23 protein-coding genes are annotated in these 25,869 nt (G+C 66.1%); 11 read left to right on the forward strand and 12 right to left on the reverse strand.

Annotated elements, in window-relative coordinates:
- Positions 1–23 precede the first annotated feature (23 nt).
- From FJ386_06100 to FJ386_06110, 3 genes are all read left to right on the forward strand, one after another.
- A complete protein-coding gene (locus tag FJ386_06100) occupies positions 24–623 on the forward strand; it encodes a hypothetical protein (protein ID MBM3876276.1) in 600 nt (199 codons plus the stop codon).
- A complete protein-coding gene (locus FJ386_06105; GenBank protein MBM3876277.1) occupies positions 620–1,711 on the forward strand; it encodes an ABC transporter ATP-binding protein in 1,092 nt (363 codons plus the stop codon). Before FJ386_06100 ends, FJ386_06105 begins: the two co-directional genes overlap by 4 nt.
- A gap of 121 nt (positions 1,712–1,832) precedes the next feature.
- The gene (locus tag FJ386_06110) at positions 1,833–2,597 is read left to right on the forward strand and encodes a type II secretion system protein (protein ID MBM3876278.1); all 765 of its coding nucleotides are present in this window, start codon (positions 1,833–1,835) and stop codon (positions 2,595–2,597) included.
- 391 nt (positions 2,598–2,988) lie between these two features.
- On the opposite strand, the gene FJ386_06115 is transcribed toward FJ386_06110, so the two are convergent.
- The 10 genes from FJ386_06115 to FJ386_06160 all read right to left on the reverse strand — a co-directional run bounded on the left by FJ386_06115 (position 2,989) and on the right by FJ386_06160 (position 14,690).
- Positions 2,989–3,861, reverse strand: coding sequence for an aldehyde dehydrogenase (locus FJ386_06115; GenBank protein ID MBM3876279.1), 873 nt, complete (start codon positions 3,859–3,861; stop codon positions 2,989–2,991).
- A 71-nt stretch (positions 3,862–3,932) separates the two neighbouring features.
- Entirely contained in the window at positions 3,933–4,115 is a 183-nt protein-coding gene (locus FJ386_06120; GenBank protein ID MBM3876280.1) for a hypothetical protein, read from the reverse strand.
- Positions 4,116–4,269: 154 nt separating this feature from the next.
- Entirely contained in the window at positions 4,270–6,135 is a 1,866-nt protein-coding gene (locus FJ386_06125; protein MBM3876281.1) for a tetratricopeptide repeat protein, read from the reverse strand.
- Positions 6,136–6,210: 75 nt separating this feature from the next.
- On the reverse strand, positions 6,211–7,587 hold the full coding sequence (locus FJ386_06130; GenBank protein MBM3876282.1) for a 3-isopropylmalate dehydratase: 1,377 nt from the start codon (positions 7,585–7,587) through the stop codon (positions 6,211–6,213).
- A gap of 106 nt (positions 7,588–7,693) precedes the next feature.
- Positions 7,694–8,869, reverse strand: coding sequence for an aminotransferase class I/II-fold pyridoxal phosphate-dependent enzyme (locus tag FJ386_06135; protein MBM3876283.1), 1,176 nt, complete (start codon positions 8,867–8,869; stop codon positions 7,694–7,696).
- Between the two features lie 65 nt (positions 8,870–8,934).
- Positions 8,935–10,020 carry a galactose mutarotase gene (locus FJ386_06140; protein MBM3876284.1) on the reverse strand — a complete coding sequence of 362 codons (1,086 nt, stop codon included), beginning with the start codon at positions 10,018–10,020 and terminating at the stop codon, positions 8,935–8,937.
- 169 nt (positions 10,021–10,189) lie between these two features.
- On the reverse strand, positions 10,190–11,188 hold the full coding sequence (locus FJ386_06145) for an ABC transporter permease (GenBank protein MBM3876285.1): 999 nt from the start codon (positions 11,186–11,188) through the stop codon (positions 10,190–10,192).
- 109 nt (positions 11,189–11,297) lie between these two features.
- Complete coding sequence (locus tag FJ386_06150; GenBank protein MBM3876286.1) at positions 11,298–12,791, reverse strand: sugar ABC transporter ATP-binding protein; 1,494 nt, start codon at positions 12,789–12,791, stop codon at positions 11,298–11,300.
- A 1-nt stretch (position 12,792) separates the two neighbouring features.
- The gene (locus FJ386_06155) at positions 12,793–13,851 is read right to left on the reverse strand and encodes a substrate-binding domain-containing protein (GenBank protein MBM3876287.1); all 1,059 of its coding nucleotides are present in this window, start codon (positions 13,849–13,851) and stop codon (positions 12,793–12,795) included.
- A gap of 68 nt (positions 13,852–13,919) precedes the next feature.
- Positions 13,920–14,690, reverse strand: coding sequence for a 3-oxoacyl-ACP reductase FabG (locus tag FJ386_06160; protein ID MBM3876288.1), 771 nt, complete (start codon positions 14,688–14,690; stop codon positions 13,920–13,922).
- Between the two features lie 116 nt (positions 14,691–14,806).
- On the opposite strand from FJ386_06160, the gene FJ386_06165 reads away from it, so the two are divergent.
- Together FJ386_06165 and FJ386_06170 are read left to right on the forward strand one after the other, a co-directional pair.
- Positions 14,807–16,318, forward strand: coding sequence for a hypothetical protein (locus FJ386_06165; GenBank protein ID MBM3876289.1), 1,512 nt, complete (start codon positions 14,807–14,809; stop codon positions 16,316–16,318).
- A 55-nt stretch (positions 16,319–16,373) separates the two neighbouring features.
- Positions 16,374–16,985 (forward strand): hypothetical protein, encoded by a 612-nt coding sequence (locus FJ386_06170; protein MBM3876290.1) that lies wholly within the window; start codon positions 16,374–16,376, stop codon positions 16,983–16,985.
- A gap of 6 nt (positions 16,986–16,991) precedes the next feature.
- On the opposite strand, the gene guaA is transcribed toward FJ386_06170, so the two are convergent.
- Complete coding sequence (gene guaA / locus FJ386_06175; protein MBM3876291.1) at positions 16,992–18,533, reverse strand: glutamine-hydrolyzing GMP synthase; 1,542 nt, start codon at positions 18,531–18,533, stop codon at positions 16,992–16,994.
- Positions 18,534–18,749: 216 nt separating this feature from the next.
- On the opposite strand from guaA, the gene FJ386_06180 reads away from it, so the two are divergent.
- From FJ386_06180 to FJ386_06200, 5 genes are all read left to right on the forward strand, one after another.
- Entirely contained in the window at positions 18,750–19,700 is a 951-nt protein-coding gene (locus FJ386_06180; protein ID MBM3876292.1) for a thiamine pyrophosphate-dependent dehydrogenase E1 component subunit alpha, read from the forward strand.
- Between the two features lie 31 nt (positions 19,701–19,731).
- A complete protein-coding gene (locus tag FJ386_06185; GenBank protein ID MBM3876293.1) occupies positions 19,732–20,697 on the forward strand; it encodes an alpha-ketoacid dehydrogenase subunit beta in 966 nt (321 codons plus the stop codon).
- Positions 20,698–20,800: 103 nt separating this feature from the next.
- Positions 20,801–21,976: a 2-oxo acid dehydrogenase subunit E2 gene (locus FJ386_06190; protein ID MBM3876294.1), complete on the forward strand. Its 1,176-nt coding sequence runs from the start codon at positions 20,801–20,803 to the stop codon at positions 21,974–21,976.
- Between the two features lie 74 nt (positions 21,977–22,050).
- Positions 22,051–22,434, forward strand: a complete 384-nt coding sequence (locus FJ386_06195) for a DUF3568 family protein (GenBank protein MBM3876295.1) — start codon at positions 22,051–22,053, stop codon at positions 22,432–22,434.
- Between the two features lie 68 nt (positions 22,435–22,502).
- Positions 22,503–23,927, forward strand: coding sequence for a sulfatase (locus FJ386_06200; protein ID MBM3876296.1), 1,425 nt, complete (start codon positions 22,503–22,505; stop codon positions 23,925–23,927).
- Between the two features lie 54 nt (positions 23,928–23,981).
- Here the strand turns inward: FJ386_06200 and FJ386_06205 are convergent, their stop codons facing one another.
- Positions 23,982–25,361 carry a glycosyltransferase family 4 protein gene (locus FJ386_06205; GenBank protein MBM3876297.1) on the reverse strand — a complete coding sequence of 460 codons (1,380 nt, stop codon included), beginning with the start codon at positions 25,359–25,361 and terminating at the stop codon, positions 23,982–23,984.
- 150 nt (positions 25,362–25,511) lie between these two features.
- Here FJ386_06205 and FJ386_06210 point away from each other — a divergent pair.
- Positions 25,512–25,869 (forward strand): SDR family NAD(P)-dependent oxidoreductase (locus tag FJ386_06210; GenBank protein ID MBM3876298.1); only part of this gene is annotated, 358 nt, incomplete at its 3' end.

The raw sequence follows: 25,869 nt of genomic DNA on the forward strand, positions 1-25,869 counted from the left end.
ACTTCGCGTGAACGGCATCACTCATGAGCGCACCCTTGAATGGCCGATGTGATCAATGCGGCGGCAACATCGAGTTCGATGCGCCAGACACCGGCGCCATCGCCGCGTGCCCGCTTTGCGGGAAGGACACCTTCCTCCAACCAGCCGAACCCGCCGGCACGAGCGACGCAGACGAGCCTCCTTCCTCCACCACCGCACCCCGCAAGTCCCGCCGCGCACGAGTCCTTGCCGTGGTCGTCATCGCGCTCATTGCCATCGGCGGAACCGCGGCCGCGTTCTTCGCGAAACGCGCGAAGCACTCCGCGGGCACGGAAGATCCGCCCGCCGGGAAACCAGTCCGCTCGAATCCGGCGGGTTCCGCTTCGAAGCCAGATGACGACCCGCCGAAGGACGTGACACCCGTCGTGGCGAACTTCCAAGCCGGACTGAGCGCGAAGTCCATCCAACGCGGGCGCGAGGTCTTCCTGAGCAGTTGCACCGAGTGCCACCGGCTCTACGACCCCGCGTTTTACAGCGCGACCGCGTGGGCCAACACGCTCGGCAGCATGCGCGGCAAGGCCAAGCTCAACGGCGCGCAATACGACGACTTGCAGACGTTCGTGAAAACCCTCCGCAGCCCGTGAACCCGGACGCGCCCGCGGTCTGCGCCGTCTCCCTCGTCCGGCGATTTCAGTCCGTCACCGCCCTCGACGGCGTCTCGCTCGAAGTCCGGCGCGGCGAGTTCTTCGCGCTGCTCGGCCCGTCGGGCTGCGGCAAGACCACGCTCCTGCGCATCATCGCCGGCCTCGACCAGCCCGACTCCGGCTCGCTGCAGATTGCCGGAGCCGAGGCGCTCCAACTCCCGGCACACCGCCGGCCCGTCAACACCGTCTTCCAAAGTTACGCACTCTTCCCGCACCTGAACGTGCGCGACAACATCGCCTTCGGCCTCCGAATGAAAAAAGTCGCGCGCCCCGAACTGGACCGGCGTGTTCGCGACGTGATGGACCTCGCGCAAGTCGCCGAACTTGCCGCGCGGAAGCCGTCGCAGCTTTCCGGCGGACAAAAGCAGCGCGTCGCGCTCGCCCGCGCCCTGGTTAACGAGCCGCAAGTGCTGCTCCTCGACGAACCGCTCGGCGCGCTCGACCTCAAGCTCCGCCGCGAGCTGCAGGCCGACCTCCGCGCCCTTCACCGGCGGCTTGGCATCACGTTCATCCACGTCACACACGACCAGGAGGAGGCGCTCGCGCTCAGCGACCGCATCGCCGTCATGAACGCAGGCCGCATCGCCCAGACGGGCCCGGGCGCGGACATTTACGAGCGTCCGCGGACGCGCTTCGTCGCGCAATTCCTCGGCGCGTGCAATCTCATCGAGGGCACCGTCGAGTGCGTCACCCGGTCCACTCTCACGCTCGCGACTCCCCTCGGGGCACTCGCGATTTCAACCCCCGAACCGTGCACGCGGCCCGCCGGCTCCCGTCTCACAGCCGCCGTGCGTCCCGAGCGCATCCTCCTCGGTGAAACGGGCGCCGTGCCTGCACTCAATCGAATCGAGGTGCGCGTTGAGCAACTCGTCTTCAGCGGCGCGACGACGGATTTGGTGCTGCGCGCGGGAACCGTGCGATTCCGCGCCCAGCGGTTGAACGCGAACGCTTCCGCCGCCGCGTTCCAGCCCGGCGCCACGCTCACCGCGGGGTTGCCCGCGGAGGCCCTGGTCCCGCTTGACGACTGAAGCTCCGTGGCGCGAGGCGATTGGAACTCGCCCCGATTGGAACTCATCGAAACAATCAGTTTGACTGAAACTGCAAGCCGGGCAAACGTCGCTGCGTCTGAACCCAATCGCTTTCCGACCTATGAGCAGGAATCAAAACCGCGGCTTCACCCTGATTGAACTCCTCGTTGTGATCGCAATCATCGCGATTCTGGCTGGGATGCTTCTTCCCGCGCTCGCCAAGGCGAAGAACAAGGCGCATCAGGCCGGGTGCGTGAACAACCTCAAGCAAGTCCTCACGGCGGTCCACCTCTACGCGACCGACGCCGATGACGTGATCCCGTTCCCGAACTGGGGTCCCGTGGTGAACCGCGGAAACCCACCCGTGAACATCGCGGGATGGCTTTACACGAACAACTCGGTGGGAGACGTTTATTCGACCTCGCCTCCAAGCACGAACATCTACCGGCTGACCGGAAGCCTCTTGTGGTCAACCTTGCTGAGTTCGAACATCTATCGTTGCCCCTTTGACTTCAAGTTTGCGCCCAAGCCGGGAGAAGCAGCGTGGTGGACACGGCCGAACCAGATTTCCAGTTACGGCATGAATGGCGCAGTGTGTTCCTTTGGAAACGGGAACTTTATGCCCTTGAACCGTTCGCACCGGTTCTCCGCGTTCAAAGCGACCGACATTCTCTTTTGGGAGACCGGCGACCAGAACGCCTTCTGGTTCAATGACGGCTCCAACTTCCCCAGCGAAGGCATCAGCGCCCGGCATTTGTCCGGCGCGCAACTCGGTCAAATGGGCGGAAGCGTGAGTTTCATCAAACTTGCCGATTACAACGCCATGCAAGCGGATCCGAACAAGAACGAGCTTTGGTGCAATCCGATTACGATCAACGGGCGTTGAACTCGCACCCCGCGGACGGTCCGCGAACACTTTCATCCACGCCCGGCGCGAGCTCCCGGCGCGAGCCTCAGTGAGGGCGAGGTTCATGCCCTCCCCGGTATGGTGAGCGTAAACGGTGCTCACGCTCCCGCCGTGCTCGATGAGCAGTTCGAACAGCACGTCGAGCGGCTCAGGCGGCGGCGTGCGCGATGCGCGGCGGCTGGCGATGACCGCGTCCTTCGTCTGGCCTTTGAACGCGATGTTCGCGCATGACGAGCATGCGGCTCCAGTCGCCGCCGACCACCGTGTAGTGGTTAGACCAGCCGGGCAGGCCGTGGGTGGTGTCCTGCTTCAAGCGCGGGCGCAGTCCGGGATCCTTCAGCCGGGGCGATTCACGCTCATCCGACCCGTGTCACAATCCGATCGGGTGCCACGCCGTCTTGAATTCCACGGTGTCGAGAATCCAATACGGGTCCTCGGCCTGAGTGGTGAACCAGTCGCCTTCGGCGAGCGGGCGGTGGATGTAGCGTTTGAGGTTCGTCCCGACGCCCGCGCGAAGCTGCGCGCTGAGTTCCGGCACGCCCGCGCCGTCCACGACGGCGTTCACATCCATGTGGCTTGCGATGTGCGGGACGAGTTCCTTGCGCGGGCCGGCGAGAATGTTCACGACGCCCGCGGGCAAGTCGCTCGTGGCGAGAATCTCCGCGAAAGTGAGCGCGGGCAGGGGCGCCTTTTCGGACGCGAGCACGACGGCGGTGTTGCCGCTGAGGATGACCGGGGCGAGCAGGGACACGAGCGGGAGCATGACGGGGATGTCCGGCGCGAGCACGACCACCACCCCCATCGGCTCGGGCGTGGTGAAGTTGAAGTGCGGCGTCGCAACGGGATTCACGCTGCCGAAGACTTGCTGATACTTGTCGGTCCAGCCGGCGTGATGAACGAGGCGGTCGATGACGGTCGCGACGCCGGTGCGAGCCTTCGACATCGGCACACCGTGCGAGCGGGAGACTTCGCGGGCGAGGTCCTCGCGCCGGCCCTCGAGCATCTCGGCGGCGCGATAGAGAATCTGCCCGCGGTTGTAGGCGGTGGCCTTGGACCAGCCATCCAATGCCGCGCGCGCTGCGGTCACGGCGTCGCGGAAATCCTTGCGCGAAGCCCAGCAGTAGTTGTCGAGGCGCGCGCCGTCGGGACCGTGCGCCGGCAGGGACTTGCCGCTTTCGCTGCGGGCGAACTTGCCGCCGATGTAGAGCTTGTAGGTCTTGCGGACGTCGAGGCGCGTGGACATGCGTGGGAGCGTGTTGAGTGAGCGGAGCGTATCAACGGCCGCCGGACGAAGCAACGACGGCCGCTCGCGGCTCAGGCCGGCGGCGCGGCACCGGGTTCCTTGAGCTTGTATTCGAAGCGGCGTTTCAACCCGATGAGCGCCGCCTCGAAGAACTTCCGCAAAGCCGCCGCGAGGGCGGTGGCTGCGAGCCCAAGAAGTGTTCCCGTGAGGAACCGCCATCCGAGCGTGTCGGGCACATCGAGCTTCGGATGCACGATGCGGAGCAGCGGCAGAAGATAGGGGTAGATGCCGCAGGAAATCCGGCCAGGATGCGCGGCAATGCCGCGGCAGCCATCGAACTCACGGGAATGCAGGAAAGCCTGTCCAGCCGGGTGTCTGCGGGCCGCGACGCCGCTGAGCCCGGCGGACTCACTTCTGTTCCTCCTTCAACCGTTGCCGCGCGATTTCGAGATACGAAGCCGCCACGGGATTGTTATTCCACTCGAGGGCGAGAGAGCGCTCGAAATGGCGTATGGCCTTTGCCCATTCGCCGGCTTGCGCCTCGTGCCAGCCGAGGTGGGCGATGATGAAGTAGTTGTTCGGAGCAAGAGCCGCCGCGCGCTCGAACCACGTCGCCGCCTCGTCGTGCCTCCCGAGCCAGTCGAGGCACATGCCGGTGCGGAAGAGAGGATACGGGTCCCACTTGTTGAGCGCGGAGGCTTTCGCGAACCACCGCATCGCATCATCCGCGAGCAACTCGTAGCCTTCGCCGCCGGTGAAGCTCAGCGTGCGGAACGCCTCGCCGAGCTGGTAGGCCGTGTCGGCGTTCCTCGGATTCGTCTCGTGCGCCTGTTGGTGCCACGAGATGTAGGCATTGGAAGCCTCGCGGACTTTCGTCGCCCGGCGAAGCAGCGAATCCTCCGTGAGCCGCTGCATGGACTGGTTGAGCAGCAGCAGCGCCCCCGCGAGGAACAGGATTCCGAGGGCCGCGCGCGCGGCGGGCTTGAGCGCCATCCACGCGCCTTCCGGCACGTAGCGCCAGTGCCCTGCGATGAGCGCCATGAGGGTGACGGCCACGAGCGCGTTGGCTGGGATGTGGAAGTTGAAGTCCACCATCGAATGCACCAGCAACGTCGCGAGCGAAACCACCGCGCCGAGCAGGAATGCCGAGCGATTCCCCTGGCTCCCGCCGAGGTCGCCCTGCGAACGCGTCACGTATTTCCACGACTTCAACGCCCCGGCGAAGAGCAGCGCGAACGCTGCGGCCACAAGTCCCGCGCCGACCACGCCCCAGTCCGCGAGGGTGTTGAGGTAATCGTTGTGAGCGCGCACCGGCCTGCGCTGCATCGACTCGGGCCGGTATTGCGCGAACCGCGCGTCGAAGTGGCCCGGGCCGACGCCGGTCCACGGGTGGTCGAGCCACATCTTTGCGGCGGGTTTCCAAATGTGGAACCGGGTATCGTCAAACTTGCCGGACTGGAAGAGCCCCTTGAAACGATCCTTGGAATACTGCGCGGTGCTGACAAACCAGATCGAACCCAGCGTCACCAGCATCAGGAACGCAAGCGCGGGAAGGCGCACGCTCCTTCGTCGCGAGTAGAGCGCGCCGAAAAGCACCAAGCCGGAGATGGTCGCCACCCAGCCGCCGCGCGACAGCGTGACGCCGATGCCCGCGACCATCATCAGTGCGGAGTAGCCGAGCATGATTTTCTTGGTGTGCGGCAGGCGGCCGGAGAGCGTCCACGCCAGCGCGAGGGGCAGCACCATCTCGAGAAAACCCGCGAGATGATTCGGGCAGACGTAAGTGCCGGAGGCGCGGTTCGCATACACTTCCGGCTTGAGAAGCTTGAGCACGAATTCCGAACGCGTCATGAACTGAAACACGGCGTAAATGGAGAGCGCGAGCCCGATGAACACGAGGGCAAAGACGACGCCCTGCACCGCCTCCTGGCGGTTCAGGTTGTTCACCACGGCGAAGAAAAACACGGCGTAAACCAGGACGCGGAGCACTTCGAGCCGGGAGACGTATTCGACGTCGGCGTTGCTGTGCCGCCACGCCGCGTAAAGGACGAACAGGAGGACGGCGTTGCACACCGGGGGCCAGAGGAGGCGGAAGTCGGGCTTGAGCCACACCCTCGCCGCCCAGAGCAATAGCACGGACGCCGCGATCAACTGCAGCACCACCATGTCCACCGCCCGCACCGCGCCAATCGCGAGCGGCGCGTAACCGAGCGCGCCGAGCACGAGCAGGAGGATTCCCTTCTCGCACAAGGCGTCCATCCGCTCGCGATGCATGGACAAAGGCTAGGCGAGGCGCAGGGAGGGGTCACGCCTTTTGAAACACCCCGGCGCGACGCCGTCCTCCGGGGATCAGCCCGGCAAATACTCCCGCGGGTCCGCGACTTTCCCGGCGATGGCGCTGGCTGCGACCGTCGCGGGCGAGGCGAGGAACACCTGCGATTCCTTGTGGCCCATGCGGCCGGGGAAGTTCCGGTTCGTCGCGCTGATGCACTTGAGCCCGGGCTGGTTGATGCGGCCAAACGTGTCCACCGGTCCGCCCAGGCACGCGGCGCAACCGGCGTTCTCCGTCATGCGCACGCCGGCGTCCTCCAGAATCTGCCAGATCGTCCGGTCGCCCCAGCGCGTGGACTGCAAGTCGTGCACGATCTCGGGAGTCGCGGGAACGCCAAACGTGTCGATCGCGACGCGGCGGCCCCGAAGCACGCGCGCGAACTCGATGAAGTCGCTCGTCTTGCCGCCCGTGCAGGAGCCCACGTAGGCGCGGTCGAGCTTCACATCGCCCATGTCCTTCGCCTTCTTGCGTTGCCCGGGGTCGGGATGGCACGCGACGGTCGGCTCCAGCTTGTCCAGGTCCACCACAAGGTCGTAGCAGAACGACTCGGCCGCGTCGCGCTCGACGGGTTCGTAGGTGGACTTGGTTCCGTTGAGCCTGGTGCGCGCGTCCACCATCTCGGCCGTGCGTGCGTCGAACTCAAAGATGCCGTTCTTGCCGCCGGCCTCGATCGCCATGTTCGCGATCGTCATGCGGTCATCCATCGAGAGGCTCGCGACACCGGGGCCGTCGAACTGCATCGCGCGATACGTCGCGCCGTCGAAGCCGATCTCCCCGATGCAATGGAGGATGATGTCCTTGGCCATCACGCCGGGCAGCAGCTTGCCTTCGAGGCGGAAATGCATCGTCTCCGGCACCTTCAGCAGCAGCTTGCCCGTGCCCATCACGAAGCCCGCGTCCGTGTTGCCGATGCCGGTGGCGAATTCGTTGAACGCACCCGCCATGCACGTGTGCGAGTCGGTGCCGAAGAGCACCTCGCCGGGGCGCGTGTGGCCCTTCTGCGGGAGCGCGGCGTGGCAGACGCCGGCGTAGTGGGAACCGTATTGCCGCTTCAGGTTGCCGCGCGACGCGTCGAACTTCCACGAGCCCGCCGGGTCGTCGATCACGTCGTAGAAGTGCGGAATGTCCTGCTCGCGCACGAACTCGCGGAGGATGTCCACATTGCGGTTCGACAGGGAGTCGGCCGTGAAGATGTAGTGATCCGGGATGATCACGACGCGGTGGCGGTCCCACACTTTCGCCTGCTGGCCGAACTCGCGCTTGAAGACGCCGATGGTGCCGGGGCCGCAGACGTCGTGCGTCATGAGCACGTCGGCCTTCACCCACACATTGTCGCCGGCCTGCACGCGCGCCCTGCCGGACGCGCGGGCCAGGAGTTTTTCAGTCAGGGTCATCGTTGGTGCCTTGCAGCGGGTTCGCCGGAAAAACCGAAACCCTGCCACGGCAACGGAAGTTAGCCCTCGGGCCGACGGTGGTGCAACTGCGTAAATCCGCGTGCGGCTAGGCCCGGGCCCGGTTCACAAACCGGCCCATCCGTTCGCACGCTGCCTCGATCTGATCGAGCGCCGTGGCGAAGCAGCAGCGCAGGTAGCCTTCGCCGGTCGGGCCGAACGCGCCGCCGGGCACGCATGCGACCTTCTCCTCCTTCAACAGCCGCGTCGCGAAATCCTTCGAGGTGAGCCCGGTGCTCTGGATGCACGGGAACGCGTAAAAGCTGCCGCGCGGGAGGTGGCACGCAAGGCCCATCGCGTTGAACGCATTCACGATCAGGTTGCGGCGGGCGCGGTATTGCTCGCGCATCTCCGCCGTATCGGTCTCGCCGTGCTTGAGCGCCTCGAGCGCGGCTTCCTGGCTGATGATGCTGGCGCAGAGCATCGAGTATTGGTGGATGCGCATCATCGCCTCGATCAGCTCCGCCGGGCCGCAGGCGTAGCCGATGCGGAAGCCCGTCATCGCGTACGCCTTGCTGAAGCCGTGCAGGAAGATCGTGCGCTCGCGCATCCCCGGCAGGCTCGCGAGGCTCACGTGCTCGCCCTCGAACGTCAGCTCGCTGTAAATCTCGTCCGTGATGACGAGCAGGTTGTGCTTGAGCACGACCTCGGAAATCTTCAGCAACTCGCCTCGCGTCATCGTGCCGCCGGTGGGGTTGGTGGGGAAGTTGAGCAGCAACGCCTTGCTCCGCGGTGTGATGGCGCGCTCGATGGCCTCGGCGCGCACGGCGAAGTGGTCCTCGGGCCGGCAGCTCACGGCCACGGGCACGCCATGCGTCATCGCGATGCCCGGCGAGTAGCTCACGTAACACGGCTCGTGATAGAGCACCTCGTCGCCAGGGTTGATGATGGCCCGCAGCGCGATGTCGAGCGCCTCGCTCACGCCGACGGCGACGAGGATTTGCCGCTGCGGGTCGTAGCTGACGTTGAACTTGCGCTCGACGTAATGGGCGATGGCTTCGCGCAGCTTGAGCAGGCCGAGGTTCGAGGTGTAGCTCGTGCGCCCGCGTTCCAGCGCGTAGATGGCCGCCTCGCGAATGTGCCACGGCGTGACGAAGTCCGGCTCGCCGACCCCGAGCGAGATGATGTCGCGCTGCCCCTGCACAAGGTCGAAGAACTCACGGATGCCCGAGCGCGGGATGTCGCGCACGGTGCGGGCGATGAACTGGCCTGCCTCGAAGTTCACGGGCGGGCATTGAAGCGCAACCCGGCGAAATGGGAATGAAAAAGAATGCCGTGGGCGGTTCGCGGCTATCGCGCCGAGAACTTGTGGACGGTGGTGTGCGTGTAGGTCTTTCCCGGGCGCAACACCACGGATGGGAAACTGGGCCGGTTCGGGGAATCGGGATAGTGCTGCGTCTCGAGGCAGAGCGCGGCGTTCTTCGCGTAAGTTTTCCCGCCTTTGCCCTTCACCGAGCCGTCGAGGTAGTTTCCGGTGTAGAGTTGGACGCCCGGTTCGGTGGTTGAGACACGCATCACGCGGCCGCTCTTCGGGTCGCGCAGTTCGGCCGCGAGCGTGAGTTCGCCGGGGCGCGCCTGGTTGATCACGTAGTTGTGGTCATACCCGCCGGGTGCGCCGGTCATCGCGGCGAAGTCCCTGGAAATCGGTTTCGCCTTCGTGAAGTCCATCGGCCCGCCCGCGACGGGTTTCAACTCGCCGAGCGGGATGCTCGTCCCGTCCACGGGCGTGAAGCGGCTCGCATTGATCAACAGCTCGTGCGCGAGGATGTCGCCCTCGCCGGCGCCGGCCAGGTTCCAATACGCGTGATTCGTCAGGTTCACGACGGTCGCCTTGTCGGTCTTCGCCTCGTAGTCGATGCGCAACTCGTCGTCATCCGTGAGCGTGTAGATGACAATGCACGTGAGCGTGCCCGGGTAGCCTTCCTCGCCGTCGGGGCTGACGTAGGTGAACACCACGGACAGCTCGCGGGCCTTCTCGAACGGACCCGCGTGCCAGACCTGTTTGTCAAAGCCCTTGATCCCGCCGTGAAGGTGATTCGGCCCGTTGTTCTTCGCCAACGTGTAGGTCTTGCCGTCGAGTTTGAACTCCCCCTTGGCGATGCGGTTCGCGTAACGGCCCGTGGTGCATCCGAAAAAAGGATGGCCCTTGAGATACGCCTCGAGGTTGTCGAAGCCGAGCGTCACATCGGCGAACGTGCCGCCGCGGTCCGGCGTGTGCATCTCGGTGAGCGTCGCGCCGTAGGTCGTGAGTTTCGCCGTGAGGCCGTTCTTGTTCACCACCGTGTAGAGGTCAACGGCCTTGCCGTCCGCGGTCTTGCCGAACGGCGTCCTGGTGATGCCGCGCTTGGCGGGTGCGGCGGCGGGTGCGGCGTTCATGGCAAAGGCGAGTGTGAGGCAGAATGCGATGGCGCGCAGTCGGGTGGTCATGGCCGGTGATGGGTCCGTGGGTTTGACGGTAGTGGGTGCGATTTCAGCCCGTCAACGGGATTCCCGCGGGTTGCAGGCATCCGCGGCATGGCGGGCGGCGGCACATGCTCTCCGGGAATCACGGCCCGCGGGCGTGCTCGGCTGACTCCCTCGCGAGGCGGCGCTTCGCGGCGAATCGCTTCACCAGTTCATCCGCGATCACGCCGGTGAGGATCACCGCGCCGATGATCGCAAACTCGATGTTGTTCCGCGTCGTCGCGAGCGTGATCATGTTCCGCAACACCTGCATCAGCGCCGCGCCGAGGATGACGCCGAGGATGGAGCCTTCCCCGCCGCGCAGGCTGCACCCGCCGAGCACCGCGGCCGCGATGGCGTAAAGCTCGTAGAAGTTCCCGAAGTCCACCGGCTGGGCCGAGTTGACATCCAGCACGAACAACACGCCGCCGAGTCCCGCGAGCGACGAGCTGATGACGTAGGCGAGCACGACCATGCGGTCGGTGTTGATGCCGCTGTAGCGCGCCGCGTCCTCGTTGCGGCCGAGCGCGAGCAGGTGGCGGCCGAACACGGTGCGATTCAGAAACACCGCCGCGAGCACCGCGACAACGAGCAGGAAGATCACCGGCGCGGGAATCTCGAACCCGTGGATGAACGGAATGGGAATCTTGCCCGTCGCGAGCGTGCGGAGCCCCTTGAAATCCGCGCCGAAACCGACGGTCTGGTCCGCCGTGAAGCCGCGCGCGAGCCCGCGATACAGCAGCAGGCCGCAGAGCGTCACCACGAACGGCTGGATGCGCAGCTTGGTGATGAGCAGCCCGTGTGCGAACCCGATGCCCGCCGACACCAGCGCGACGGTCAGCAGCGCGGCCGGCAGCGGCCACTCGTGCGTGGTGAGCAGCCACGGCAGCCCGCAGCCGACAAGGCAGATCACCGAGCCGATGGAGAGGTCAATGCCGCCCGTCACGATGACGAACGCCACGCCGATGCTGATGATGCCGAACAGCGCCGTGCGCCGGACGAGGTTTTCCAGGTTGTAGCCGCTCAGGAAGCTGTCGCTCGCGAACGCCGTGACGACGCACACGACCACCAGCAGGCTGAAGATGCCGAGGAGCTTTTTCATGCCGCCGCAGGAGCCAGACCCCAAAGACACAAAGGACACCGAGACCTCCGGACAACAGGCGCAGTCTGCCCACGCTTCACCGCCTTCGTGATCTTTGTGCCTTCGTGGTTCAATTCAGCCCTCCTGTCGCCAGTTGCATCACCGCTTCTTCGGTCGCCGCGGCGCGCGGGAGTTCGCCGGCGAGGCGGCCTTCGTGCATGACGATCACGCGGTCGCTCATGCCGAGCACTTCCTCCATCTCGCTCGACACGAACAGCACCGCCACGCCCTTGCGCGCGAGTTCTTCCATGAGCTTGTAAATCTCCTGCTTCGCGCCGACATCAATGCCGCGCGTCGGCTCGTCGAGCAGCAGCACGCGCGGCTGGACGGCAAGCCACTTCGCCAGCACGACCTTCTGCTGGTTGCCGCCCGAGAGGAACTGCGCCACTTGCAGGTCCGTGGGCGTCTTGATGCGCAGCGCGCCGATCATCTCGCGGCTCAACTCCGCCTCGCGGCGGCGGTCGAGGAATCCGCCCCGCTGATCGTGCCGCACGCTCACCAGGCTGATGTTCTCGCGCACAGCCATCTGCAGGATGACGCCCTGCCGCTTGCGGTCCTCGGGCACGAGCGCAAGCCCGGCTTCGATGGCTTCGAGCGGCGAACGTGGCGAAACTTCACGGCCCGCCACGCGAATGATCCCGTCAAGCGCGGGCGTTGCCCCGAACAACGCAAGCAGCAACTCCGTCCGCCCCGCGCCCACGAGTCCCGCCATCCCGACAATCTCGCCGGCGCGCACGGCGAGGCTGACTTCGTGCGCGGGATGGGCGGGCGTGCGCACGCGCAAGACTTCAAGCGCGGCATCGCCGGGCGGATGCGGTTCGTGCGCGTAAAACTGTGAGAGGTCACGCCCGACCATCAGCTTCACCATGGCGGCGTGACCGACCTGGTCGCGCGCAAGTTCGCCGGCATTCTCGCCGTCGCGAAGCACGGTCACGCGGTCGGCGAGGGCGTTCACTTCGCCAAGCCGGTGCGAGATGTAGACGATGCTCACCCCGCGCGCGCGCAAGTCGCCGATCACTTTGAAGAGGTTCTCCGCCTCGCGCGAGGACAGGCTGGACGTGGGCTCGTCCATGATCAGCACGCGGGCGTTGGTCGAGAGCGCCTTCGCGATTTCCACGAGCTGCTGCTGGCCGATTGCGAGCGAGCCGACCAGCGCATCGGGCGAAGTGTCAAGCCCGACGGCGTCCAGGAACTTCCGGGCCTCGCGGCGCATGCGCGCGTGATCGAGCAAGCCAAAACGCAACGGCTCGCGCCCGAGGAAGATGTTCGCCGCCACGTCGAGGTTGTCGGCGAGGTTGAGTTCCTGATGGATGAGCGCGATGCCTCGGGAGAGCGCGTCGTGAACGCTGCGGATGGCGGCAGGCTGGCCGTCGAGCAGGATTTCGCCGGAGTCGGCCGTCTGCACGCCGGCGAGGATCTTCATGAGCGTGCTCTTGCCCGCGCCGTTCTCGCCGATGACTGCGAGCACTTCGCCGCGCTGCACGGACAGGCTCACGCCCTTGAGCGCGCGCACGCCGGGGAAGGACTTGGTGAGGGAGCGGGCCTCGAGTAGCGGAGCTGCCATGTCATTTCCCGCCGCCAACCTTCGTCTTCAAGTCGGCCCAGAACTCGTCCACGTTGTTCTTGCGGATCTGCCGCGCGGGGATGTCCATGAACTTGCCCGCCGGCACGACGCCGGTGTTGCCCTTGAGGATTTCGTTCAGCACTTCGACGGACTTGTAGCCATACATGTAGGGGTTCTGCACGACGGTGCCGTGGACGCTGCCCTTCTGGATGCCCGCGAGCGTGGCGTCGTCCTCGTCGAAGGCGACGACCCTGACCTTGCCGAGCTTGCCGGACTGCGCGAGCGCCTCGAGCATGAGCGGCGGATTGTAGGCGAAGAGGCCGACCATGCAGCCGAGGTCGGGATACTTCGCGAGCGCGTCCTCGGCATTGGCCTTGCCCTTCGCGCGGTCAAACTGGTCCGTGAGCGTGCCGAGAATCTTGTAGCCGCCGCCCTCGAGTTGCGCCGAGGGCGGGTCGAAGTTGTTCGGGTTCTCCGGGCGGCCGAGGATGGCGTCAATCGTGCCCTGCCGGCGGCGCTTGGCATTGTCCTGTTCGAGCCGGCCGATGAAGATCATCACCGTGCCGCCGTTGGGCATCGCCTCGCGCACGAGGTCGCCGCAGAGGCGGCCGGCCTTGTAGTTGTCCATGCCGATGTAAACGAGACGGTCGGCGTTGGGCGCGTCGGAGTCGTGCGTGATGAGCTTCGCGCGCTTGGCGGCGGTGTTGAGCAACTCGGTCTGGTTCGCGGGATCGATCGGGCTGACGGCGATGCCGTCCACGCCGCGTGTGAGCAGGTCCTCGATGATGCGCTTCTGGTCGCTGATGCCCTCGGCGGGCATGAGCGATTGCGCATCCACGCCGAGCTTCTCGCCGGCGTGCTTCACGCCGACCGCGGCGATGTTCCAGAACGACGCGACGCCGTTGGAGACGAACGCGACCTTGAACTTCTTTGCGGGCTTGGCGGCGTTTGGCTGTGCCGCGGGCGGCGCCCCGGGCGCGGGCGCAGGCTCCTGTTTGCAGGCGGTGACGGCGAGCGCGACGGACAACAAGGCGGCGGGCAACAGTCTCGGGAGGTTCATGGCGAAATTGGCTCTGTTTGACTCCGCGGTGTCAAGCGTGCGGTGCGCGGCCTCTGCAACGCCCGCTTCTAAAACACCGTCATCCCGCCGTTCACGTGGAGGTTCTGCCCGGTGACGAATGACGCGGCATCGCTCGCGAGGAAAACCACCGCGCCATCGAGGTCCGCCGGCACGCCCCACCGCTTCGCGGGGATGAGCGCGCGGTATCCGTCCTTTGCGGATTGCGGGTCCTTCTCGTGGCGCTCCACGGGAATCCACCCCGGCGCGATCATGTTCACCGTGATGCCGTGCGGCGCGAGCTCGCCCGCGAGGCTGCGGTGGAAGCCGTTCTGCCCGCCCTTGGCCGCGACGTAGGCGGTGAAGTCCGGCACGCCGCGCGCCACGACCTCCGAGCCGATGTTGATGATGCGGCCCCATCGCTGCGACTTCATGTGCGGCAGGCATGCGCGCGTGAGCAGGAACGGGCTCTTGATGAAGAAGTCCACCATCCTCTGAAAAAACGCCCAGTCGTAGAGTTCGATGGGCTTCTGCGGCTGGTCACACGTGGCATTGAGGACGAGGATGTCCACCGGGCCGAGCTGCCGCGCGATGTCCGCGTGCATCCGGGCCACGTCGTCCTCGCTCGTCACGTCGGCCTGAAACAACGCACCTTGCAACCCGAGCGACTTGAACTCGCCGAGGCTTTTCTCCGCGCGCGCGGAATTGTTGGCGTAATTGAGCGCGACCTTCGCGCCGGCCCTGCCCAGCGCGATGGCCATGGCCTTGCCGAGTCCGGTGCTGCTGCCGGTCACGAGCGCCACGCGGCCGGCGAGGGAGAACGGGTTGGTTGCGTTGGGCATGGAAGGTGATGGGTTTGTGAGCAGGCGCGGTGAGTGTGAGCGAGCGCCCTCACGTCCGTCAACGCAACGCCACGGTTGCCAAACCGCGCGCCCGTCCGCACCCTCATGCGCGTTCCATGAGCCACTTCAACGCCGCCGACTGGTTCGTCATCGTCGCTTATCTGCTCGGCATCATCGCGCTGGGCGTGTGGTTCGGGAAGGACCAGCACACGACCAAGGATTACTTCCTCGGCAGCCGGAACATCCCGTGGTGGGGCGTGGGCTTGTCCATCGTGGCCACGGAGACGAGCGCGCTCACGTTCATCGCCGTGCCGGCGATGGCTTACGGCGGCGACAACCTCACCTTCATCCAGATCATCACGGGCTACGTCATCGCCCGCATCATCCTCGCGGTTGTGATGGTGCCGCACTATTTCAAGGGCGAGATTTATTCGCCCTACCAGATGTTCGGCGCGGCGTTCGGGCCGGCGGCGCGGCGGACGGCGGGCGGCTTCTTCCTCATCGCGGGGACGCTCGCGGCGGGCGTGCGCGTGTATGTCACGTGCATCCCGCTCCAGCTCATGCTCGGCTATTCGGAGCGCGAAATCGGCCTGATCATCGTGCTCTTCGTGGTGCTTTCGCTCATCTACACCTACATCGGCGGCGTGAAGGCGGTCATCTGGACCGATGCCGTGCAGTTCATCCTCTTCATGGCGGGCGGGCTGTTCACGCTGTGCTACATCCCGACCCTGGTGGAAGGCGGGTGGGGCGGCGCCATGGCGAAGGCCGCCGACGCCGGCAAGCTGCACTGGTTCAACGGCGAATTCACGTTGGCGAAGCCCTTCAACATCTGGATGGGCGTCATCGGCGCGACCTTTCTCGTGTTGTCCTCGCACGGAGCGGACCAGCTCATCGTGCAGCGTGTGCTCACGTGCAAATCCGTCGCCGACGGCCGCAAGGCGCTCGTGCTCTCGGCCGTGATCATCTTCCCGCTGTTCCTCGTCTTCCTGCTCACGGGCACGATGCTGTGGGTGTATTACCAGCAGTTCCCCGACATGCCCATCGCCGTGCCCGAGGCGCGGCCGGGCGTCGGCAAGAACGACTACATCTACCCCATCTTCATCATGACCGTGATTCCGCACGTGCTGAAGGGCTTCCTCATCGTGGCGATCCTTTCGGCAGCGATGTCGTCGGTCAGCTCCGCCCTCTCGGCGCTCGCGTCGGTCTCGACGATGGACTTTGTGAGAGGCCTCGCGAAATCGGAGCGCGACGAGGCGTTCTATTTGAAGCTCAGCAAGCACTCGACGGTCTTCTGGGCGGCAATGCTCGTCGTGGTGGCGTTCGCGACGCAACAGGTCGAGTCCGTGCTCAACGTGGCCTTCTCACTGAGCGGCCTGACCAACGGCGCAATGCTCGGCGGCCTGCTGCTCGTGATCGGATGGAAACGAGGCCACGCCCTGCCCATCGTCGCGGGGATGCTCGCGTCGCTGGCAACGATGCTCGTCATCCACGCGAAGTGGAAGGCGGTGATCGCGTGGCCGTGGTTCACGCTCATCGGCTGCACAGTGACCATCGGGGTGGCGCTTGTAGTGCGCGCGACAATGACCCCACGCAAAGGCCTCGACCAGCCCTCGGCCCGCGTCCCCTGACAAACAATTTACAATCCCGCTCGACGCGATGCCGTCCTCCGACGTCCAATGCGTCATGAAATCCCTGCTCCTGTCAGCGTCGGTGCTGCTTCTCACGCTGCACCTTCACGCCGCCAACGCCTTCGACGAACGCTGGCAGTTCATCTACTCCGCCACGATCGAGGGTGCCTTTGCCGACGGGCTGACCAACGACGACGTTGACAGAATCCTCCGCAAGTCGGGCGACGGCGTCTACGAGCACTTCGTCTACGCGTGCCCGTTGTGCATGCCCGTCATCAACGCGCTGCGGGCCTATCGCGAGCGGCCGCCGCTGTTCGGCTACAAGCTCTCCGAACATCAGGACCGCCACCGCACCCTCGGCGACGGACTGGACGCCGCCCTCCGCGCGAAGCTGGCCAGCGACCGTGTCGAGCCGCGGTTGGAAGCCGTAAACGCGCTGGTGCAGCGCTGGGTGGATCGCCGGCTCAAACTGATGAACCTCACGCCCGACCAGCGCAAGACGTGGAACACGCGCCTCGAGGAAGGCCGCAAGGAAGGGATGAAGATGCTGGAGAAATTCCGCGCCGACGGGAGCCTGAAAGTGTTTGCGCCGGGCTTCGCGAACCTGAAGGAATGCGCCGTGTGCAACGCCGCCACCGGCCGCCCCGCGATGGGGGGAGCGAAGTGACGCGGCTCACTCCCACTCGATCGTCCCCGGCGGTTTGCTCGTGAGGTCGAAGACGATGCGGTTGAGGCCCTTCACTTCGTTCGTGATGCGGAGAGAGACTCTTTCCAGCAACTCGAACGGCAGCTTCACCCAGTCGGCGGTCATGCCGTCCTGCGAGTCCACGGCGCGGATGGCGAGGGTCCAGTCGTAGGTGCGTTCGTCGCCCTGCACGCCAACGCTGCGCACGGGCAACAGCACGGCGAAGCTCTGCCAGATCTTGTAGTAAAGCCCGCTGGCTTTCATCTCCTCAACGACGATCGCATCGGCGCGGCGCAGTATCTTCAGCTTCTCGGGCGTGATGTCGCCGAGGCATCGCACGGCGAGCCCCGGTCCGGGGAAAGGCTGGCGATGGACAATCTCCTTCGGCAGTCCCAGTTCGGTGCCGAGCACGCGCACTTCGTCCTTGAACAGGCACCGGAGCGGTTCGACGAGCTTGAACTTCATCCGCTTGGGCAGACCACCCACGTTGTGGTGGCTCTTGATGAGCGCGGCGGGGTTGCCCGCGATGGGCACGGATTCGATGACGTCGGGATACAGCGTGCCTTGGGCGAGGAACTTTGCCCTGCCCGCGCGCTTGGTTGCGGCGTCGAAAACCTCGATGAAGGTGCGGCCGATGATCTTGCGCTTGCGCTCGGGGTCGGTCACGCCGCGCAGCCGCCGCAGGAAGAGCGCGCTCGCGTCCTCGTATTGGAGCTTGATCTTGAAGTTGCGGCCGAAGACCTCCTGCACGACCTCGGCCTCGCGCGCGCGAAGCAGGCCGTTGTTCACGAAGATGCACGTGAGCTGGTCGCCGATGGCCTTGTGCAGCAGCGCCGCGGCGACGCTTGAATCCACGCCGCCCGACAGGCCGAGGATGACGCGCTCCTTGCCGACCTGCGCGCGGATTTCGTCCACCGCCTGGTCGAGGTAGCTGCGCATGGTCCAGTTCTTCCCGCAGCGGCAGATGCCGTGGACGAAGTTGGAGATCACTTCGCGCCCGCGCGGGGTGTGCACGACCTCCGGATGGAACTGGATGCCGAAAAGCCTCCGATGCGGATGCTCGATGGCCGCGTAGTCGGAGTTGTCGGTGGTGCCGACGACGACGAAGTCCTTCGGGATGCGTGTGAGTTTGTCGCCGTGCGAGTTCCAGACCTGGAGCGTCGAGGGCAGGCGCTCGAAGAGCGCGCACGAGCGGTCGGCGATGGTGAGCGTGCCCTTGCCGTATTCGCGCTTCTGGCCTTTCTCGACCTTCCCGCCGAGGAACTGCGCGAAGAGCTGCACGCCGTAACAGATGCCGAGCACGGGCACGCCGAGCTTGAAGATGCCGCGGTCGGGCAGCGGCGCGTCTCCGGCATACACGCTGGAAGGGCCGCCGCTGAGGATCAGGCCGCTCGGTTTCATCGCGGCGATCCGCGCGGCGGGGGTGTCGTGGCGGACGATGGTGGAATACACGTTGCACTCACGGATGCGGCGCGCGATGACCTGCGTGTATTGGGACCCGAAATCCAGGATGACGATCTGCTCGTTCATTGAAAGGGGGTGTCTTTGCCCCCCGCGTATGGCTTTGGCGAGGAAAAAATCCGGGGAGGGAAGCGGGAAAGAAACATTGCCGCTGCGAGGATGCGGGCGTAAAAGACAGGCATGGTTCAGTCCATCGCGACGGCCATGCCATCCATCACCGGCAGCGCCACGGCAGCGGGCGCGAGGGAGTCCTTCCGTGAACTCTACACGCGGACATTCCGTTGGATGGTCCTGGCGCGGCAGCTCGACGACAAGCTCGCCAGCTTGTATCGCGGCGGCAAGATTTACGGGGGCGTGTTCCTCGGTCGCGGGCAGGAGGCGTTGAGCGCGGCGGTGGGCGTCCACCTGCGGCCGGGCGACGTGTTCGCGCCGCTGATTCGCGACTGCGCAGGCCGGCTGGCCTTCGGCGAAACCGTGCTCGACATCATCCGCACCCACCTCGGGTCCATCCGCGGCCCGATGCGCGGGCGCGACGGCAATGTGCATCGCGGCCGGCCGCGCGCGGGGATGCTCCCGATGATCTCGCACCTCGGCGCGATGATTTCCGTGGTGAACGGCGCGTTGATGGCGCGGCGCTTTCGCGGCGAGCACGGGCACGTGGGCGCCGCCAGCATCGGCGACGGCGGCACTTCGACCGGGTCGTTCCACGAGGGCTTCAACCAGACTGCGGTCGAGAAACTGCCGCTCGTGCTCGTGGTGGCCGACAACCAATTCGCCTACTCGACTCCCAACTCCCGGCAGTTCGCCTGCCGCGACCTCGAGGACAGGGCCGCGGGCTACGGCGTCACAGGACATTCCGCAGATGGCACGGACCTCCAGTCCTGCCTCGAAGTGCTCGGCCGCGCGTTCGCGCTTGCCCGGGACGGAGGCGGCCCGCAGATGGTCGTGGCGAAGCTGCTTCGTCTCTGCGGCCACGGCGAGCACGACGACGGGAGTTACGTGGAATCCAAACTAAAGCTCGCCGCGACGGGGCGCGATTGCATGCGGGTCGCCGAGGCGCGGGTCATCCGCGAGGGCTGGGCCGACGCGAGAGCCGTGGATGGCTGGCGCGCGGAATCCGTGAAGCAAATCGAGGACGCCGTGGCCACCGCGCAACGCGAACCCGGCCCGGACCCGTCGGCCGAGGATTGGCGCGCGCTCTCGGAGCGGCGCCTCACGGAGACGCACGAGTCGTGAACCGTCTCGCGCGCGGGCCATCATCCCCCCGATGAGCATCACCTACCTGGAGGCCATCCGCGCCGCACAGGCCAAGGCGCTTGCCGACGATCCGCGCGTGTTCATCTACGGGCAGGACGTCGGCGACTTCGGCGGCGCGTTCAAGGCCACGAAGCACCTCGCGAAGGAATTCCAGGGCCGCGTGCTCGATTCGCCGATCAGCGAGGATGCCATCGTCGGCATGGCCATCGGCGCGGCGATGGAGGGCATGCGGCCGATCGTCGAAATGCAGTTTGCGGATTTTTCCAGCGCAGCCTTCACGCAGATCGTGAACCAGGCGGCGACGCTTTGGTGGCGCACCGAGGTCCCGTGCCCGATCACCATCCGGCTGCCGAGCGGCGGCACGCAAGGCAGCGGGCCGTTCCACAGCCAGAGCCTCGAGGTGCTCTACGCGCACTTCCCGGGACTCGTGGTGATGACCCCCGCCACGGTCGAGGACGCCTACAGCATGCTGCTCGAAGCCGTCGCCATCGACGACCCTGTCGTCTTTTGCGAGCACAAGCTGCTCTATTACCACCTCAAGGCCGAGCGGTTGCCGTCCGAGGCGCTGCCCGCGGGCAAGGCGCGCATCGCCCGCGCGGGACGCGACCTGACGATCGTCGCCTACAGCGCGATGCTGCACGAGGCGCTTGCCGTCGCCGAGGAACTCGCGCCGCTCGGGCACGAAGTCGAGGTGGTGGACTTGCGGACGGTGAAGCCGCTCGACACGGACACCGTGATGGCGTCGGTCGCGCGCACGGGGCGGTTGCTCTGCGTCGGCGAATCGTGGCCGTGGGGCGGCGTGACGGCGGAAGTCATTGCGCGCGTCGCAAGCGAAGGCTTCGGGTTGCTCGACGCGCCGCCGCAACGTCTCAACGCGAAAGACACACCCGTGCCGTATCACCCCAACCTCTGGGCCGCGCACCGGCCGACGGCGAGGACGATTTCCGACGCCGCGCGAAGACTGCTGAAACTCTGAGCCGATGAACGACCTTTCCAAACACGGCGACGCGCCCGGCCGCGATTTCGGCGCGTTGCATTCCGCATTCCACATGCCGCGCTCCGCACTCTAAACTCCGCCGATGCCCCGCATCCCGATCATCATGCCGCAACTCGGCGAGTCCATCGCCGAGGCAACGGTCGTCAACTGCTTCATCACCGCGGGCGACCCGGTCAACGCCGACCAGGACATCCTCGAAGTCGAGACGAGCAAGGCCACGATGACCGTGACTTCGCCCGGCAACGGCCGCGTCGCGCAGGTGCTCGCCCAGCCGCACGAGAGTTACGCCGTCGGTGCGGTGCTGGGTTTCGTGGAAGTCTCCGACGCTGAAGCCGCGCGCCTCGGCGTCGACGGGCATCCCACCACCCCGCCCACGCGCGCGCCGCATCCCGCGCCGAAGTCCACCGTCGAGCCGACCGTCCGAGGCCTTCCCGTGCCGGCGCACGCCGGGGCGGTGAGTTTCATTTCGCCGCGCATGAAGGCGCGGATGAACGAACTGGGCTTGAACGCGGGCGACCTTGCGGGCATCGCGGGCAGCGGCGCGGGCGGCCGCGTGACGATCGAGGATTTCGAGAAGTTCCTCGCGGGGCTCGAGTCGAAGAAACTGACGCCCGCGTCGAGCATGCGCGTGGCCGTGGCCGATGCCATGAGACGCAGTTGGACCCGCCCGCTCGCGACCGTCGGCCTGCCCGTCGCGCTGGACGCCTTGCTCGCGCAACGCAACGAGTGCAAGCCGAAGCCCGGCATCACGCTGTATCTCGTGCGCGCGCTCGGCATCGCGCTCGCCGAGAACAGCGCGCCCGCCGGCCGGCTGGTCGGCCAACGCGTCGTGCATCCGACGGCGACGGACATCGGATTCGCGGTCGAGGCGGAGGACGGCGTGCTCGTGCCGGTGCTGCGCAACGTCGGCTCGCACCGGCTGGCGGAATTGCTGCCGCGCTACAACGAACTGCTTGAATTCGCGCGCCAGCGGCGGTTGCCTGCCGAGGCGACGGGCGGTTCGATCGCGACGGTGACAAACTTCGGCACATTCGGCCTCAAGTGGGCCACGCCGATCCCGTTGCCGGAGCAGACGCTCGTGCTCGGCATGGGAGCGGCGCGCAAAGTGCCGTCGTGGGATGAGGTGAAAGGCCAGTTCGTGCCGGTGATGGAGGCGGAGGTGACACTGAGCTTCGACCACCGCGTGCTCGACGGCGGCGCCGCGGGAAGGTTTCTCACGCGAATCCGCGAGCTGCTCGTGCGCCCTGCCGACCTGTAAGCGAGTGACGGGTGGACATTGCGCTGCGACCCGATACACTCGGGCGTTTCAACGAACTCAACCTTTCCAAACCCATGAAGAAACAACTCGCCCTTCTCTCGCTTGTCTCGGTCTGCGCCCTCTTGATGCAAGGCTGCGCCGCGCTGGTGGTCGGCGCCGCCGTGGGCACGGGCGTCGCCTACTTCGGCGCCGAACTCAAGAGCAACGAGCCCGTGTCGCTGGACAAGGCATGGTCCGCCACCGAGAAGGCCGTCACCGCGCTTCAGTTCACACCCGTCCAACGCAAGAAGGACGCCCTCGCCGCATACTATGAGGGCATCGGTGCAGCCGACAAGCGCATCACCATCAAGCTCAAGAACACCGGCGAGAAGGTCACCGAGGTCCGCGTGCGCGTGGGGACTTTGGGCGACGAGAATCTGTCGCGGACGATCCTCAACAAGATTCAGTCGGGCTATTAGGCTTGGGCCGTGATTTCAGGACGGATGAAACCTCGGCGCGGGTCCGTGCCATCTGCACCATTGCACCCATGAGGAACACACTACTCCCGCTCGTCTGGCTGCTGGCTGCAACGGCGTTTGCCGCGGACCGCAAGCCCAACATCATCTTCATCCTCGCCGACGATCTCGGCTACACGGACGTCGCGTGCTTCGGCAGCAAATACTACGAGACGCCGAACATCGACCGGCTCGCGGCGCAGGGCACGCGGCTCACGCGATACCACGTGAGCCAGAACTGCCAGCCCACGCGCGCCGCGCTGATGACCGGCCAATATGCGGCGCGCACGGGTGTTTACACGGTCGGCGGCATTGACCGCTTCAACTGGCAATCGCGCCCGCTCCGGCCCGCGGACAACGTCACCGAACTTCCGCTCGACCGCACGACAGTCGCGCAGACGCTCAAGGGCGCGGGTTACGCCACGGCCATGTTCGGCAAATGGCACCTCGGCCAGCAGGGGAAATTTCATCCGGGCCAGCGCGGCTTCGACGAGGCAATCACTACGATGGGCGCGCACTTCGACTTCGTCACCCAGCCGCCGACCACGGTCCCGTCCGGCGTGTATCTCGCGGACTGGCTCACGGACCAGGCGGTGGATTTCATCACGCGGAAAAAGGACCAGCCGTTCTTTCTCTACCTCCCGCACTTCGGCGTGCACTCGCCCCATCACGCGCGGCCGCCGCTCGTGGAAAAATTCAAGTCGAAGCCCGGCGCGGGCGGGCACAACAGCCCGGTTTACGCCGCGATGATTTACAGCGTGGACGAGAGCGTCGGCCGCATCATGAAGCTGCTCGACGACCTGAAGCTCGCCGACAACACGCTCATCGTGTTCAGCAGCGACAACGGCGGCGTGGGCGGCTACGTGCGCGAGGGCGTGAAACAGGCGGGCGACATCACCGACAACGCGCCACTGCGCAGCGGCAAGGGAAGCCTCTACGAAGGCGGCACGCGCGTGCCGCTCATCGTGCGCTGGCCGGGCGTGGCGAAGCCCGGGTCCGCGAGCGACGTGCCCGCCATTCATGTGGACATTCTGCCCACGTTCGCGGAAGTCGCCGGCGCGAAGCTTCCCGCGCAACCGCTCGACGGCGAGAGCCTCGTGCCGCTGCTGCGCGACTCAGGCGCGAAGCTCAAGCGTGACGCGATTTTCCAGCACTTCCCCGGCTATCTTGGCGCGGGTTCCGGTTCGTGGCGGACGACCCCGGTCGGGTTGATCGAGGTCGGCGACTGGAAGCTCATGGAATTCTTCGAGACCGGCAAACTCGAGCTCTACAACCTGCGGGAAGACATCGGTGAATCGCGCAACCTCGCACCGGAGCAACCGGACAAGGCGAAGGAACTCCACGCCCGCCTCGTCGCGTGGCGCAAGGAGGTCAACGCGCCGATGCCCACGCCCAACAAGCCGGCTGCCGACACCCACACGACGCCCGTGAAGAAAAAGGGGAAGAAGCAGCAGTAACCACGGCGTGTCGGGAAGCCGTGGAGTCTTCGCTCCACCGAGCGTCGTCGTTTCTCACACCTTCGTCTCCATCAGCGAGGCAGCGCGGAGAAACTTCTCGATGCGATCGATGACGCCCGACTCGTCGAACTGCGCCGCCACCGACAACCGGCCCGCCTCGGCGAGCACGGCGCGGATTTGCGTGTCCCGCTCCATGCGCAGGATGCACCCGGCGAGTTCCTCGGCGGAGCCCGCCGAGTAGGTGAGCGCGGTTTCCCCGTGGCTGAAGACGTCTGACGCCGCGCCCGCGGTCGAGGCGATCACGGGCAGTCCGCACGCCATCGCCTGCAGCGCGACGGAGATGTAGGGCTCGTCCCACTCGCTCGTGTGCAGGAAAATGTCGTGCTCGCGAAAGACGGGGAGCAGGTCGCGGCTCAAGTCGGGCACCGAGGCGAATTCGACGGGGAGCTTCGCGGCGATGACCTTGGACCGGAGCTGCGAGATGTAATCCGACGAGCCGCGGCCCACGATCGTGAGCACGCACTCGGAGCCCTGCTGGCGCGCGAGGTCGAGCGCATCGAGCGCGGTCAGCGCGCCGCACTCCCTTGTGAGTTCCGCGGCGAGCACCAGCCGGCACTTGCGGTTCCCGGAGGGTTTCACTTCCCCCGTGAAGTAATCAGTCCGCACACCGGGATGAATGACGACCGCGTCCTTGATCGCAAAGCCCGCCGCCTCGGCCGCGGCGCGCACGCTGTGGCTGCAAAAACAAACGCTGCCGGGCGGGATGCCCTGGACAACGCGGGCGGTCTCCGCGGAGCCGGAAGCGTCGCGATCAAAGACCTCCGGCAGGCGGTCAACGCCGGCTCGAAGCCGTGTCGGAGCCTCGCGGTCGATGCGATTGCGCTGGCCGCTCAGCTCCAATCCGCATCGCACGACGGTGTCCGTGATCGAGACGCGCTCGGAATTCCAAAACCGCAGCCACGGGTCGTGGCGCAGCCCGGTGTCGAGCCAGTGATCGGCGATGTCGAAGACGAGCGCGCAATTCGCGTCGGAAAGCGAGGTGAGGATGGACTTGCCGATGCCGTGCAAACTCCAGACGTAGACGAGTTCCGGCTTCCAGCGCTGGATGAGTTCGCGGAGGACCGTGTGGTTGTGCGCTTCCATGGCCTGCAATTCGCCGCGCGCGGTGACGAGGTTTTGCCCGAAGACACCGTTGAGCCGGAGGCGCCGCTCGACGCCGGCGGAGCGCTGGCCTTCCTTCATGCCATAACTGCTGGTGAGCACGAGCGCCTCGTGCCCGCGCTCCACAAGGCGGTTCACCACGGTTTCGCAACGCACGTCAAACGTGCCCGCGTGCAGCGGTGGATAGAGATTGGTGATAACGAGGAGTTTCATCCCGATTCCGAACCGGGCTAGGCTACGCGGCTGCGGTTGGAGGCGCGAGACGGATTTCATCGTCAGGCCGCGGGGAGGTCGGGGCGATGGCGTCACCGCGCATGGGGCCGGGCGTTCACGCACACCGGGTGTTTCTACAGGTGGAAGGCGGTTTCGTTTCAAGTTTGCTCTTCACCGCGCCCGCGGGCTTGCGCACACTCCGCACACGTTATGAGCTTGTTTGATCTGCATGGCGAAGTCGCGGTCGTCATCGGCGGCACAGGCGTCCTCGGCGGCGCGCTGGCCGACGGACTTGCGGAAGCCGGTGCACAAGTCGCCGTGCTGGGCCGCAACGCCGGGCGCGGCGAGGCGCGCGTGAAGTCCATTCAAGCCAAGGGCGGCACGGCGGCATTCTTCAACTGCGATGCCATCTCCCGCGGCTCGCTCGCCGAGGCCCACGAACAAATCGAAGCCAAGCTCGGCGCGCCGGCCATTCTCGTGAACGCCGCGGGCGGCAACGCGCCGCAAGTCACGGTCACGGCGGAGCGCGCGTTCGAGCAAATCCAGTTCGCCGACTGGCAGGCGAACT

The sequence above is a fragment of the Verrucomicrobiota bacterium genome (assembly GCA_016871675.1).
Classification (GTDB): Bacteria; Verrucomicrobiota; Verrucomicrobiia; order Limisphaerales; family VHCN01; genus VHCN01.